Genomic DNA, 14,240 nt, shown 5'->3' on the forward strand with positions numbered 1-14,240 from the left:
GCCTGTCGCCCATACCTCCTGATCTTTTTATCTCGTATGTCTGATATCCCCACCACCCTCCTCGACGCCATCGAGCAATCGCTCGCCGAGGCCGCTACGTACAATGAGCGCTCGCGCGTCGCTCCGGCTGCTATTCTGTGGACGGATGCGAAGGAGGAGTGGGCGCCCCTGCTTCCGCAGCTACGCGAGCGGTTTCCGCACTTCCTGACGCTGGGTGCGTATGATTCCAACACCCGCACGGGCCCGGCCATCTGGATCAAGTGTATGCTGGCCCGTACGCTCGACGCCGCCGACTGGGACGCCGACACGGTGCCTATCGTCTACCTGTCGGGCACGTCGCGTAAGGACCTGCGCGCCGTTGAACAGTGTCCCGATGCGCTAAAACCGCTGGCTGAACTTCAATACCGCGGCACGCTCTGGAGTCAGACCAACGGACGCGACTGGACCGTACGGGCGTTTCTGGTGAGCGAGCACGGCGGGTTGGGGCTGGACATTGCAAGCGATCAGGCCACGCAAGAGGCACTGCATCGCGCCCTGCCGCACCTGGCCGAGGATCCCCTCGACATCTTGCGTGGCCATGTGCTCGATGCGGAAGACTTCCGGAATCGAGTGACGCAGGATCCGGTGCGTGATCTCCTACAGTGGATCAACGCGCCCGAGGCCATGCAAGAAGAGTGGGAAGAGAGCCGCTGGGCCACGTTCTGCGACATCTGCCGCGACACATACGACTTCGATCCAGATGCGGACGGACGTATCGAGGCGGCACGCCGTCTCGGGCAGCGGGAGGGCGCATGGGAACTCGTCTGGCAACGCTATCAGGAAGCGCCAGGGCACTATTCCAACTTGCCTGCTGTGCTTCGCATGGCACGTCCACCACAAACAGGAGACCTCTTTGCCTGCGAACCAACCTGGCCGCAAGACAACGAAGCTGGTGAAGAGAAGCTGCGGGAGGGCTTGCGCGCTATGGCTGACCTGTCTCCAAAGCAGGCCATCGAAAAGATTCAGGACCTGGAAGCAACGCACGGAAAACGGCGCTCCTGGGTGTGGGCGGATCTGGATGAGGCACCGCTGGCAAACGTACTACAGCCCCTATCCGAACTGGCCGATGCGGTGCAGTCGCCTGTAGGCGGCGCAACGCCCGAAGAGGTCGCCACGTCCTACCAGGACGGCGGGTGGCGCGCTGATGCCGCGGCCCTGCAGGCGCTGGCCCAGGTGCGCAGGAGCGCAAACAAAGAAGCCGTGCACACGGCGATCTCGGCACTGTATCGCCCCTGGCTCGAACGCAGCGCTGAGGCACTTCAAGACGCGGTCTCCACACACGGCTACCCCGATGGTCCCCCCACGCTAACCTGGGAGCCCGGCACCGTCGTCGTCTTTGCGGACGCCCTGCGGTTCGACATTGGGCACCGGCTGGCTGAACGGCTCCAGGCCGCTTCCCTCGACGTGGAGCTTGATGCGCATTGGGCCGCCATGCCAACCGTAACGGCCACGGCCAAGCCCGCGCTGTTTCCGGTGGCCGATGCCATTGATCCGTCAAGCGCTGTTACCGACCAGTATGCGTTCACGCCGCACCTGCAAACCGGGGGAGCACTCACCACACGGCGGTTTCGGACGCTGCTCCAAGACCAGGGCCATCAATTTTTGCAGGATGGCGCGTTGGGGGATCCAGGCGGCACCGCATGGCTTGAGGTTGGCACGCTCGACAAGCACGGCCACGACGAAGAATGGAAAATGGCGCGTCGGGTCAACGAAGTACTGCATGCCCTCCACGAGCGCGTCCGTGGTCTGCTCGATGCAGGCTGGTCAACCGTACGCGTCGTGACCGACCACGGCTGGCTTGTGCTGCCTGAGGCCCTCCCGAAAGAACCGCTCTCTCACTATCTGGCGGACACCCGGTGGGGGCGCTGCGCTGTGCTCAAAGAAGGCAACCAGGTGGGGCGCCCGACCGTGGGATGGCATTGGAACGAGAACGTACGCATTGCTCTTGCTCCTGGTATCCATGTGCATCGAAACGGGTTGGGGTACGCCCACGGCGGGCTCAGTGTGCAGGAAAGCCTGGTGCCCCGCCTCACGGTGAGCGCCGGAGCCGCATCGGGCCCGCATCCACAGATTGTAGATGTGAAGTGGACCCGACTGCGGTGCCGAATTCGCGTCGAGCATGCCGATGCATCGCTACGCGTGGACCTGCGCACGCAAGCAAAGGATCCGAGCCAATCTATTGCTATGAAAGCGAAGTCTGTGGACGACGGCGCCGCATCGCTGGTTGTGATCGACCCGTCACATGAAGGCCGAGCCGCAACCGTCGTCTTGCTTGATGCCAACGACACTGTTCTGGACACCTACCCAACCGAAGTCGGCCGTAATGCCTGATCCTGACACGCTTACCCTTGATGCGCTTGACCGCACTGCTGCCGATGCATTTGACGGCTACGTAGTTCGGAAAGACCTGGTGCGGCAGTTCAGCAACAGCTATCCGGTGCCCACCTACGTCGTCGAGTTTCTGCTGGGCCGCTACTGCGCCAGCGTAGACGAGGAAGAGATCCGGGAGGGTCTTGAGATCGTAGAGCATCAGCTTTCCAACCGCACGGTCAATTCGGGTGAGGAAGAGCTGTTTAAGTCGCGAGCCCGTGAGCAAGGAAGCGTGGAGTTAATCGACATCGTACGGGCGCGCCTCGACACACAGACCGACTCGTACGTTGCTGAACTGCCCAGTCTTCAACTCCGCAACGTCCGCATCGACACCGACGATGTGCGTCAGCACGAGCGTTTGCTTACCGGCGGCTTTTACGCAGAGATTGAGCTCGAATACGATCCCGTCATTGCCGAAGAGATGAGCGGGCGCCCGTTTGGAATCCGCCATCTTCGCGAAATCCAGCTGTCCGCGCACGACGTGCTGACGGCGCTGTACCGCGGGCGCCAGGCGTTCTCCACGACAGAATGGAAGGCGTTTTTGCTTCGCAGTATCGGCCTTGCGCCGGATGCGCTGTCCCCACGCGCACGAGACGTGTACCTGCTCCGCATGGTGCCATTTGTGGAGCGAAACTACAATGCGGTCGAACTGGGCCCTCGGGGCACCGGCAAGAGCCACCTCTACCAGCAAGTGTCGCCGTACGCGCATCTGGTCTCGGGGGGGAAGACAACCGTTGCCCGCATGTTCGTCAACCTAAACACCGGGCAACGTGGCCTGGTCGCGCAATACGACGTGGTCTGCTTCGACGAGGTGGCCGGTGTGTCCTTCGACAAGAAGGACGGGGTGAACATGATGAAAGGATACATGGAGTCGGGCGAGTTCAGCCGCGGCAAAGAAAGCATCCGGGCGGATGGAGGCATTGTGATGGTGGGCAACTTCGACGTGGACGTACACCACCAGCAGCGCGTCGGGCACCTCTTCGGGCCGCTACCTGCAGAACTTCAGAACGACACGGCCTTCATGGATCGGATTCATGCGTACGTGCCGGGTTGGGACATTCCGAAGTTAAGCCGATCATACTTTACTGACCACTTTGGACTTGTAAGCGACTTCCTATCGGAATGCTGGACGCAGCTCCGTGCTCAAAGCCGCTCTTCGGCGATGCGGGGACGTGTGCGGCTTGGCAACGCACTTAGCGGACGCGACACCAAAGCCGTTCAGAAGACCGTCAGTGGCCTACTGAAGCTGCTATACCCGGATCCCACCACATCCATTCCCGATGAGGACCTGGAGTGGGCAACGAAGCTGGCCCTGGAGGCACGGCGGCGCGTCAAAGAGCAACAGAAGCGCATCGGCTCTGCTGAGTTTCGGAAGACGCACTTTAGCTATCAGATGGGCACAGACGGCGTCGAACAGTTCGTCATGACCCCGGAGCTGCGGAGTGAGAACGAGATCACCCCCGACCCGCTTCCGCCAGGGCAGGTATGGACCGTCAGTCCCGGAAACGACGACGAACATCCGGGCCTCTGCCGCATCGAGGTCAAAACCGGGCCAGGATCGGGCGTGCGGATTCTAAACCGCCCGTCGCCAGCCGCCTTTACAGAGAGTGTCCGGTATGCCGAGCAAAACCTGTACGACCAACCTGAACAGCTCGTCGGCCAGGACTGGGAGCCCCGGGCCCACTCGTTTTCCGTTCAGCTTCGCACGTTCGATGCGGCCAAGAGCGGCGCCGGTACGGGAATGGCCGTCCTCTTCGCGCTCTGCAGTAGTCTGCTTGAACAGAGTCCAAAGGGCGGATTGGCCATTATGGGCGCGTTGAATCTGGGCGGCTCCGTCGATCCGGTCCACAACGCCGTAGATCTGGTTGAGCTTGCTGCGGGGAAGGGCGCCAGCCATGTCTTGATGCCGGTATCGGCCCGCAAACAACTCGTCCATCTTCCCGATGACATTGCAACTGACGTGACGCTCCTCTACTACGCGGATGCTTCCGACGCGCTGGTAAAAGCGCTGGACGGGTAGGCGAAGTATCTATTAGATCCCGAGTCCAGCTCCCCCGTGCTAAACGCGGGCCCCGAGGGGCATGTGCGGGCGGTGTAGTATTGTGATGACTGGACGCTTAAGATATATCTTCTTGACTATTATCTTGACAAGGCGTATCCTGCATTAGCATGCGTATCGCATTTTTATTGCGAAAACCTTCTGTTTACAGGATAGCCTTATGCTCCTTGAGTTCTCAGTCCGCAACTTTCGTTCATTCCGCGACGAGCAGACATTTTCCTTGGTCGCAAGTGCTGGGACAGAGCACCAGGACACCCATACAATGTCTATTACAAATGACGACAAACGTCGTGCTCTTTGCTCTGCGGCAATTTATGGTCCAAATGCTTCCGGAAAAACCAACCTTTTGCTAGCTGTGCGCGCAATGGAGCAGGTGGTGGTTAAGTCTGCCGTCGCCAGTCAGCGCGGGGACCATATTGAACCCATTGACCCATTTCGACTAACGAAAGAAAATCGGAACGCCCCAACAGCATTTGAAGCGGTGTTCATTGTAGACGGTGTCGAGTATCAGTATGGCTTCGAAGCAACCCGTGAGGAAGTAGTGGAAGAGTGGCTGTACGCATATCCGCGCGGACAGGCGCGACGATGGTTTACACGCTCCTACAGTGTTGATCACCCTAACGAAGACTTCGACCCCGGTGACTACCTGAAGGGACAGCGGCAACAAATCTGGGAGGCAACCCGTCCCAATGCACTTTATCTTTCTACCGCAGCCCAGCTAAATAACAAACAGTTGGCACCAATTTTTGACTGGTTTCGGAATTCATTGGCCTATCTACCCGGACGCCAGGTGGGCCATCGGTTTACGGCGAAGGCTTGTAGCAGCGAAGCTCAAAAGCAGCGGATCTTGACTCTTCTGAGTGCTGCCGATTTGGGAATCGAGAATGTGATCATCAATGAGGAGCCTGTCGATCTTGAAGACCTCCCCTCCGGCTTGAGGGATCTGATTTCATCTTCTGGTCAGAAGGAAGATCTTGAACAGGTTCTGTCGCAAACCATCCGATTCCGACACAATTCTGGAGATAGTGAAGAAAGTCTATTGGATTTGGATGAGGAGTCTCAGGGGACACAGCAGTTCTTTGCACTGGCCGGGCCGATTTTGGATGTGCTCGATAAGGGACGTATCCTTTTTGTCGATGAACTCGACTCTAGTTTGCACCCCAACATGGTGCGAGAGATTGTCACTCTTTTCAACAGCCCAGAAACCAATCCTAATGGGGCGCAACTGGTGTTCAATACACACGATGTGACCCTCCTTGATCAGGAGTTACTCCGCCGCGATCAAATCTGGCTGACTGAAAAATTCAATGACGGAGCGTCTCGTCTCATTCCGCTCTTGGACTTCAAGCCTCGGAAAGGATCAGAGGCCCTGCAAAAGAACTATCTTCAGGGTCGGTATGGAGGACTTCCCATGCCGCGCATTCGTGAAAACGCACTTCGATCAATAACACGTACCCATGAGGCAAGCTCATAAAGCAAGAGGACGCCAGCAGGGTCAACGTACACCGTATGACCGCGTGCTCATCGTCTGTGAGGGCGAACGTACAGAGCCTACCTACTTCAAAGATCTATGTCACGACCTGCGTATATCGTCAGCCGTGGTTATCACCGGCGACTCTGACCCCGATCCGAAGAGTGTCGTTTCCTATGGCCTTCAGGAATACCACAGAGATGGTGACTTCGACCGCCTTTACTGTGTGTTTGATCGGGACACACACCCTGAGAGTAACTTCAATGCAGCCAAGAAACAACTACGTCAAGCCCGAAAGCAAACCATCGACGCTCACTGGACGGTCTCCCGTCCCTGTTTTGAGTACTGGATTTTGCTTCACTATGAATATACCTCGCGGCGCTATGCGCTCCCGTCCTCTCCATGTAAACAGGTTGTCAAAGACGTGGAGCAACACATCCGTAATTACGGAAAAGGAATGAACGGTCTATACGACGAAACCAAGCCCCACCTTGACACCGCCCTTGAACGCTCCAGGCGCCGATGGGGGCAGGCGAAAGGAACTGGATCACTCAACCCCAGCACAAAGGTGCATAAACTGATCACATACTTGCAAAACGTGCGGGGCTAATTCCTGACCGTAAAGCGTCAGGCCAGCGCTCCATCTCCACCAGATTCAGGCAACTCCGGCGGAGTCCAGTCTTCCTGATGCATGATATGAAGACGATCTTGGGCTCGCGTGCAGGCCACATACATAAAGTTGAGATGCGTGGCGTAGTCGCAATCTGCGTCGAGCCCGTACACAATCACGACCGGCGCATCCAGCCCTTTGAAGCGCTGTGCCGTACTGTATGACAATTCTTGATTTGTAGGCGGGTCATCTAGGTCAAACAACTTGAGCTCGTATCCCCCCAGACGTTTTGTATCTGCAAGCGCCGTGTTTTTCTTGCTGTGCATCGCCAGCAAGATGATCTGGTTGGCCTCAAAGCCATCGGCACGCAGGTCGCGCACCAGCGTATCCAGCATCTCGGCCTGCTCGCCTGCGTTTTTGTACGTGTGCTCTTTAACGTCTATTCCTTTACTGAGACTTGGATGGTGGTGCAGAGGCGTTACACCACGCATAGTTGCTGCATACTCGGCCACACGCTGCGTTGCTCGGCAGTTTCGGGTAATGCGAACGAGAGGCATATCATCCCACGCAGTGTCTACACTCAACTGCGGACCATAGATGTTCTGATGGATATCGGCAAACACATATACATTGGGATCTTCGGTAAGCAGGAATTGCAGTGCATCCCACCAGTTCGAGTAGATGTCTTGCGCTTCGTCAACTACCAACGCGTCGTATTGAATCCCCCTGTTTTCAATGATTTCGAGCAATAGATCCGAACTTTCTTCAACCCAGAACGCGTCATCGGGTCGGGCGGGCATCCGGCGACGGCTGGTATGGATAATATTCTTTTCGATGATCTCGTGGAAGTAGCGGGTATCGAGGTTATCGATGTCTTCCGTTTGCTCAGATAGGTGCTGCGCCAGAAGCTTGTTATAGCACAGCAGCAACGTCTTTTTCCCTTCGCGGGCCAACTGCTTGGCCCGGTTCTCCGCCAGCAGTGTTTTGCCGGTTCCCGCTGGCCCACGCACCAGCACGCGGGGATTTGACTGGAGCGTCTCGTAGTAGAGCGCTGCCTGCTGCTCGGTGAGCTGGTGGTAGAGCTCGCGCCCCTGCTCAATAGTGGCTTTTCGTGTTGATGCCCCCTCAATATCGCCTGCGGGGATCATCCGAAACGTATGCGTGAGCTCGTTCCACACTGTTTGTAGGTTGGCCGTGCGTTTCTGCTGTGATCTGGAGTCAAGCTCTGCAAACGGGGTAGCCACCGCTCGCAATGCGCCCTTCACAGCGCTGTTAAGCTGCTTCATGGCTCGTGCGTCTATACACGTTTCAGGCGGATGCCCGACTGGCATCTCTCCATTTAGCTCCGCATCCGGAAACACGCTGGCAAACGCGTGGGGAATATCGATCTTGCCCTCTCTCATCCGTTCCGTCAGCTCATCTTTGAGCGCATGCATCGCCGACTGAGCCTGCACGAATGGATCTCTGATTGTATTCCACGTCCCGTCGTCATGACGCTGCGACCGCCAGGTGCCATCGGGCTGCTTCTCAATCGAACGCCCCCCCTTCACTTCGAGCACGAGCAGCCCCTGATGCGGATGCCAGACAACAAAGTCGGCTTCTCCGAAGCGCCGATGATTGTTGTGGTTGCGATACGAAAAATCCTGCGAGTAGATGATCTCATAGTCGTCGTCGAGCTGGTTGCGGAGTGCCTTGTACACCTGGCGTTCCGAGCGAGGGGTGATGTTTTTAGGATTGAGAGGAGGGTGTATCGTGGCCATATTCCTATGTGGCGTTGTTGAGAGCGAAGAAAAGCGAGAAGTTTGCTCCATCCACAATGTTGAAAATGCACTAAAAGGACATTGCAGAAGCAAAACTTCGACATACGTTAACATAAAAACGGCAACGGGATGTGTCAAACGTGCCGACCTTGTTGCGTTCGGACCTTGCATTCGATGCTACACATGCAACATGTTATGCAGCAAACCTCTTTTGCCTGTTGAATTCTTGTTTTTCATGGCACCCACCACCACGCAGTTGGATACCCGGCTTGCCCGCTTTGCCGCGTGGCATGCAGCATTCCTGCTTGCCGGAACAGTTGGCAGCCTTGGGCTCGCGTCGATGCTGCCCATCGTAACTGTCGGCGTGCTCTCGTTTGGAGGCATGGTGGCTAGCTTTCGTGCACACTGGACGCCCAACGGATCCTTCGGGGCGGCCAACGCAGTCACGGCCCTGCGGCTGGTCGGAGTGCTGATGCTGGCTCTCTGGCCGTGGTCGCCCGGCGATGCACATCTCGCTCTCGCAGGTCTTGCAGGCGTGCTCTTCTTGCTTGACGGTTTTGATGGTTGGCTCGCCCGCCGCACGGGGCAAGCGTCTGCGTTCGGGGCGTTCTTCGACAAAGAAGTAGATGCATTCGCGTTGCTCGTGCTTTGCCTGCTTGCCATGTTTCTGCAGGGGATGGTTGCGCTGGTTGTGTTGGCCGGCGTGTTACGCTACCTGTTTGCGCTATGCCTGCACCTGGGGAACCCGCCAGACGCCACCGAACCGCGCACCCCAGCCGCCCGCTATCTGTATGGGTTCATGATGGTAGCCATCTTGCTGCCGTTCCTGCCGCTTCCCGATTGGACGCACAGCATCGTGTGGATGGCGGTGGGCGGACTCGTTGCTTCTTTTCTGCCGTACTTTGTGTGGGTCTTGCATGGGCGCGTGCCGGTACTTTCAACGGTGCAGTCGTCTTCGTAGAACTCACTTGAAGCCGGTCTCTGGTGTCCCCGTCTGGCTCGTTCCTAATTTGCAGCTTCTATGCCGCCCACACCCACACCCGTCGAATCCATTGCCGACGTGCGGGCATTCTTCGACCGGTTTGCTCCGCATAACACCGAGCAGCACGGCGTTTCCGATGCACTGCTTCGCTACCGCGTCCGGCTCCTCAAGCATTTTGGCGACATCAATTCCACCCACACGGTGCTCGATCTGGGGTGCGGAGACGGCAACCATCTTCGCATGCTGGCTCCCGACATTCGAAAAGGCATCGGCGTAGATATATCGCCCGGCATGGTGCAGTCAGCGCAGCGCTCCACCCGCACGATGCCACACGGAAACCGCCTCACATTTCAGGTGGATGATGCTCGCATGCTCGCTTCCATCACAGACAATAGCGTAGACCGAGCGATTTGCGTGGGGGCGCTGGAGCACATGCTCAACCCGGCACAGGTACTCAAAAACGCACATCGCGTGCTGCGCCCCGGTGGTCGCTTTGTGGCGCTTACGTTACATGGTGGATACGCCTGGTACCGCTGGATCGCCCCACTGCTGCGTATCCCCACACGTCATCTTGAAACCGACTGTCGTCTTACAGCACGTGAGGGGCGCTGCCACCTAGAAAACGCAGGCTTCACCGCGATCCGGGTGGCGCCGTGGACGTTTGTGCCTGCCGGAGATATGCCCTGGGGATGGGCGTCTGTATGGCGTGTCCTCGACCGTATGGGAGCATGGCTTGGCATATGGATGCTGCGCGGTGGGCTGGTTCTTTCTGGACGCGCCCAGAATTGAAAGAACGACCATCAATGAGGCCCCCTGGCAGGGAGGGATCATCTGTGCACGGGTGTGCAGCCGGGGCGTTCGAGTGCGCTTGTACAGCTCGTCAAGTTCGGCACGTTCCTCGGGAGAAACGTTGCGAACAGCCAGCGGTCGTTGAGGCATGGTTCAAACGGTCGAAGGGGTAGGATGAAAATTTTGGTCAAACTCCAAACCCGCGATTGAGTTCACTTACTGCTGTGTCACAGGTCAATCTTCGGGTTGCAACGCGCCCCGTTTTAAGTGAAGTCACGTGTCAATATTGGAGTTCAAAAGGGAGGGACAGCCTGCCCGATGATAACAACAAAACACCTGCCTCTCGTGGCGATGCACAACAGGCATGACCTTACGGCCCCTCTGCGTCGCCACGCTTGCCGGGACGCTCCAGCGTCCCCAAGTCGCTCTCCCGTTCTTTTCCGCTCCCGACGGTGGGCGCAATCCCTCCCCCTAAATCCCCCTCCTCTGAGGGGGACGTGATGAACGCTTTCCACGGTTCCTTCCTCCTCGGGGAGGAAGGGTAGGATGGAGGGGAAACCAACCGGCAATCCCCAAAACCATTGTTGAGGTTACTTAATGTTGTCATCTTGAGCGGAGTGGCTCCGTCTAGGAGACGCGGAGTCTGACACGAGCGTAGCGACTGACGAACGCAGTGAGTAACAATCTCCCCCGAAATGAGCAGGGCCGCTCGATCGATCAGAGCCTGCTGAACGTCGAGGAGATGGTTCGACGTGCTCCGGGCTGGGTCCGTCGCGTGCACTCTAAAAGCACTTCTTCCCTGCGGTCAGGGCGCTCACCATGACAGGTTTTTGGGGAGGGGGCTGGGATACAGAGTTTCGGACGGTCTCCGTACCCTAACAATCAGGTGTGACACAGCACTACGGAAACAACCGATACCAGTCACTGCCAATCTCACCTATCGAACGTAAGTACCCGTGCCGGGCGCCTTCTGGTTAGGGAACGTCCATTGGCCCCCAGCATGCATATGCGGTGCAGCGCGTTTCTATATTCTACCCAACGGCTCTCTCCATGCTCTTTTCCGCTCAAGGTCCTACAGAAACCGGGACGTTTGTTCTGCCCGATAGTACAGCGCTTTTCACGCAGCGCTGGTCTCCTAAGACGCCGCGTGCGCATGTTTTGCTGGTGCACGGGTACGCCGAACATAGCGGACGCTATGGGCACGTGGCCACAGCACTGATGAAGCGGGACATAGCCGTGCATGCCTACGATCAGCGCGGGTTCGGACGCTCCCCCGGGCGCCGCGCTATTGTGTGGGATTTGCTGACGCTCGCCGACGATCTGCAGGCGTATCTGAGCCATCTGCAACGATCCTACTCCGGACCGTGGTTGGTGCTGGCACATAGCATGGGTGGGCTCATTGCTGTGCACGCGGCGTTGCGCCATGATCTGTCGCTGCGCGGCATGGTACTATCTGGACCGGCTCTGTCCACCGGCGTGGCCGTTCCTAGCGTGCTCTTCCCCATTGCGCGCTGCATCGGTCGATGGATGCCCGGCTTACCTACCGTAGGCGCTGTGGAAAATGGGATCTCGCGCGATCCCGCCGTGGTGGCCGAAGCCGATACCGATCCGCTCAATCATAACGGGCGGGTGCCCGCACGTACCGGTGCTGAAATCATTGAGGCCGCGCGCACGGCTCAACAACAGGCTCCCCACTTCACGCTACCGTACCTCATTGTACATGGCCAGGCCGACACCATTGTACCCACCTCGGGCAGCGCACGCTTCCATGAGCACACGGCTTCGCTCGACAAGCAACGAATTGCGTACGATGGACTTCGCCATGAAGTGCTGAATGAACCCGAACGCGACCTCGTACTTGCTGATATCCAGCAATGGATCGATGAGCGGGTGTAGAGGCCACTAAGTAGACCCACAAAAGTATCTTTGATTATGTCATTGCGAGGAGCGCTAGCGACGCGGCGCTGTGAGCGCAGCGAACGAGTGCCTTTAGGGTGCAATCTTGTGCCATCAAGCCGGGTAGCACCGTCCAGGTCGGGGGTATGAGATCGCCGCGTCAGTCGCAGGCTCCTTCCTCGCGATGACAAGGTGTAAATATATTTCTTTTGAGCTACCTAGTCAACTGGATCCTGCAATCCAAAGATGACAAGCACCCGAGCCTCCACCTCAATTTCACCCGGCGCATACGCCTCTGGGTCGGCAGCCGCCTGCTCATCCATCATCATGCGGGCTCCCACTTCCTGACGCGCAGTTCGCGGAAACGAGAAGTGCTCTTCCCGAATTTGCTGTACAGCCGCCACCGATTCGCCCAGGGCCTCGGCCAACCGATCGGCCTTTGCGCGAGCATTCGAAGCGGCAGCAGCAAGCGCTTCGTTGCGCACCGGCTCCCGGTCGGAGAGTCCGTATTGCACCGATTGGAGCCGGTTCGCCCCCGCTTGCATCACGCGAACCACCAGGTCGGGCACCTGATCGATATCGTGCACCTCTACCTGCACGGCACGCATCGCTTCATACCCCCGCTCCACCTGACGCCGTTGCTCTTGGTCATAGACGCGATGCGGACGCACTTGCAACTGCTCCATTCGAATCTGCTCTTCCGGAATCGTCATATCGCGCACCGCCCGTAGGGCACTGCTCGACGCATCACTGTTCTCGGCGCGGGCCTCCTCGGGCGTGTCGGCTCGGGTTACAACGGCAAAGCGAATGGTGGCCTGATCAGGCGCAGCGCGAACCGTTGCCTCTCCCGAGACCTCAACCGTCCGATCAACGGTCGATTGGGCAGCGAGCGGCGCAACAGTTATCAGGCAGAGAACAAGACCAAGCCATAAAAAACGAGTCATCGAGTCAGGAGGCTAAATGAAGAGGACGCGCATCGCATGTTTGGGTTCTCCTCACTCGCTCAACGCGTGTTCTGTTTCCCGTCTTCGTATTTACGTGGACATATGGGCATCCCGTGTCGATACTCAGCGGCAGTAGATCTCTCGGGATCCTGCAGCAGAGTATTGTTCTTGGCGGCACCCTCCCTCCTACTGCTGTGACACAGTACTACCGACTTCATACAAAAGTGCCCCAACCATCGCATTAGGCGAGGTTGGGGCACAGCAGGTACATCAGAGCATACCGTGGAGGTTACTCAACAACGACCATCGTTCCCACCATAGCCGGGTAGTGTCCGGGGTAGGTGCAGATGTACGTGTATTCGCCTGGCTCATCAGGAGCGGTGAAGGTTACTTCCGTCACCTCTCCCGGTCCGGCTTGAGCTGTGGATGCCAGAACAGCATCGTCGTCTGGAATGTAGTCGGCATCTTCACCGGCATCTAGAGCTGCGTTAGCCACCCGGCTTACCACATCATCATCGTTGGTATTAACAACCAATACGTTGTGCACCATCGCGGGACTCGTGGCAATGTTATCCATTGTGATGGTTACCGATTGCCCGGCACGGACGGTGAACTCCGTTTGCTCAAACTGCATTTGATCACCAACGGGCTGAATGGTCACTTCAGCTTCATCCTGCTGGCTGAAGTCCATTGGGTCGGTGTCATCGGCAGCATCATCGCCATTACCGCCGCATGCCGCGAGGGCCACAGCAAGCACAGCAACGAAGAGGTACAAAGAAATACGTTTCAACATATCTAAAGTAGGGATTTCGAGAAAGCAAGGGCGATTGAAGGCAGTTTATGCCCGTGGTTAACCGCACAAAGCGCCAGCATGCTAGCATAAACCGGCGTGTTTATGGGGTTTCAGTTGGTTTTAGATATTTGGCCACATTTATGTGTGGGCTGTGCAAAGATGAAAGCACGATGTAGAGGCCGCACCCATGAGCTAAGATAGCGTCTAATCCTACAACAGGATATGGCATTACCCTGTTTTATAGAATGCACTGGGAGGGCTGTAGTTGTCGGTCATTATCTGAAATCGCTTAACATTCCCACATCCTCAAACTAAGAGCCCGTTTTCATTTCATACGTTGAACCAAGGTACGTCTGCTCTAACGAGCTTCACTATTGGTCTGTCACACCTGATCTGGTATCTGTCTGCACCCGTGTCAGGACGCCGCACCTGCTAAACGAAGTTGCTCCACTCAAGGGGCCACCATATAAACGACGCATGGTGCAACCCTACCATAGACCTGCCAATCATAGACCTGTGACACAGCG

10 protein-coding genes are annotated in these 14,240 nt (G+C 57.5%); 7 read left to right on the top strand and 3 right to left on the bottom strand.

The genetic code is table 11. The features are described from left to right. The first annotated feature begins 36 nt into the window (after positions 1 to 36). The 4 genes from pglZ (at position 37) to ACZ5AL_RS08425 (ending at position 6,549) form a co-directional block, all read left to right on the top strand. Positions 37 to 2,370 carry a BREX-1 system phosphatase PglZ type B gene (gene pglZ / locus ACZ5AL_RS08410; protein WP_464509924.1) on the top strand — a complete coding sequence of 778 codons (2,334 nt, stop codon included), beginning with the start codon at positions 37 to 39 and terminating at the stop codon, positions 2,368 to 2,370. Continuing rightward, positions 2,363 to 4,429, top strand: coding sequence for a BREX system Lon protease-like protein BrxL (brxL, locus tag ACZ5AL_RS08415; RefSeq protein WP_464509925.1), 2,067 nt, complete (start codon positions 2,363 to 2,365; stop codon positions 4,427 to 4,429). The genes pglZ and brxL overlap by 8 nt, the downstream gene beginning before the upstream one ends. Positions 4,430 to 4,730: 301 nt before the next feature. Beyond that, positions 4,731 to 5,942, top strand: a complete 1,212-nt coding sequence (locus ACZ5AL_RS08420; RefSeq protein WP_464509926.1) for an AAA family ATPase — start codon at positions 4,731 to 4,733, stop codon at positions 5,940 to 5,942. Continuing rightward, the gene (locus ACZ5AL_RS08425; protein WP_464509927.1) at positions 5,926 to 6,549 is read left to right on the top strand and encodes an RloB family protein; all 624 of its coding nucleotides are present in this window, start codon (positions 5,926 to 5,928) and stop codon (positions 6,547 to 6,549) included. Before ACZ5AL_RS08420 ends, ACZ5AL_RS08425 begins: the two co-directional genes overlap by 17 nt. A 17-nt stretch (positions 6,550 to 6,566) precedes the next feature. Here ACZ5AL_RS08425 and ACZ5AL_RS08430 read toward each other — a convergent pair whose 3' ends face one another. Continuing rightward, positions 6,567 to 8,309 (bottom strand): nuclease-related domain-containing DEAD/DEAH box helicase, encoded by a 1,743-nt coding sequence (locus ACZ5AL_RS08430; protein ID WP_464509928.1) that lies wholly within the window; start codon positions 8,307 to 8,309, stop codon positions 6,567 to 6,569. A 235-nt stretch (positions 8,310 to 8,544) separates the two neighbouring features. On the opposite strand from ACZ5AL_RS08430, the gene ACZ5AL_RS08435 reads away from it, so the two are divergent. The 3 genes from ACZ5AL_RS08435 to ACZ5AL_RS08445 all read left to right on the top strand — a co-directional run bounded on the left by ACZ5AL_RS08435 (position 8,545) and on the right by ACZ5AL_RS08445 (position 11,976). Then, the gene (locus ACZ5AL_RS08435) at positions 8,545 to 9,270 is read left to right on the top strand and encodes a CDP-alcohol phosphatidyltransferase family protein (RefSeq protein WP_464509929.1); all 726 of its coding nucleotides are present in this window, start codon (positions 8,545 to 8,547) and stop codon (positions 9,268 to 9,270) included. 60 nt (positions 9,271 to 9,330) lie between these two features. After that, a complete protein-coding gene (locus ACZ5AL_RS08440; RefSeq protein WP_464509930.1) occupies positions 9,331 to 10,080 on the top strand; it encodes a class I SAM-dependent methyltransferase in 750 nt (249 codons plus the stop codon). Positions 10,081 to 11,130: 1,050 nt separating this feature from the next. After that, positions 11,131 to 11,976: an alpha/beta hydrolase gene (locus tag ACZ5AL_RS08445; RefSeq protein ID WP_464509931.1), complete on the top strand. Its 846-nt coding sequence runs from the start codon at positions 11,131 to 11,133 to the stop codon at positions 11,974 to 11,976. Between the two features lie 218 nt (positions 11,977 to 12,194). Here the strand turns inward: ACZ5AL_RS08445 and ACZ5AL_RS08450 are convergent, their stop codons facing one another. After that, a complete protein-coding gene (locus ACZ5AL_RS08450; protein ID WP_464509932.1) occupies positions 12,195 to 12,920 on the bottom strand; it encodes an SIMPL domain-containing protein in 726 nt (241 codons plus the stop codon). Positions 12,921 to 13,209: 289 nt separating this feature from the next. Continuing rightward, complete coding sequence (locus ACZ5AL_RS08455; RefSeq protein WP_464509933.1) at positions 13,210 to 13,713, bottom strand: plastocyanin/azurin family copper-binding protein; 504 nt, start codon at positions 13,711 to 13,713, stop codon at positions 13,210 to 13,212. Positions 13,714 to 14,240 lie beyond the last annotated feature (527 nt).

This window comes from Natronotalea proteinilytica, from assembly GCF_055379935.1.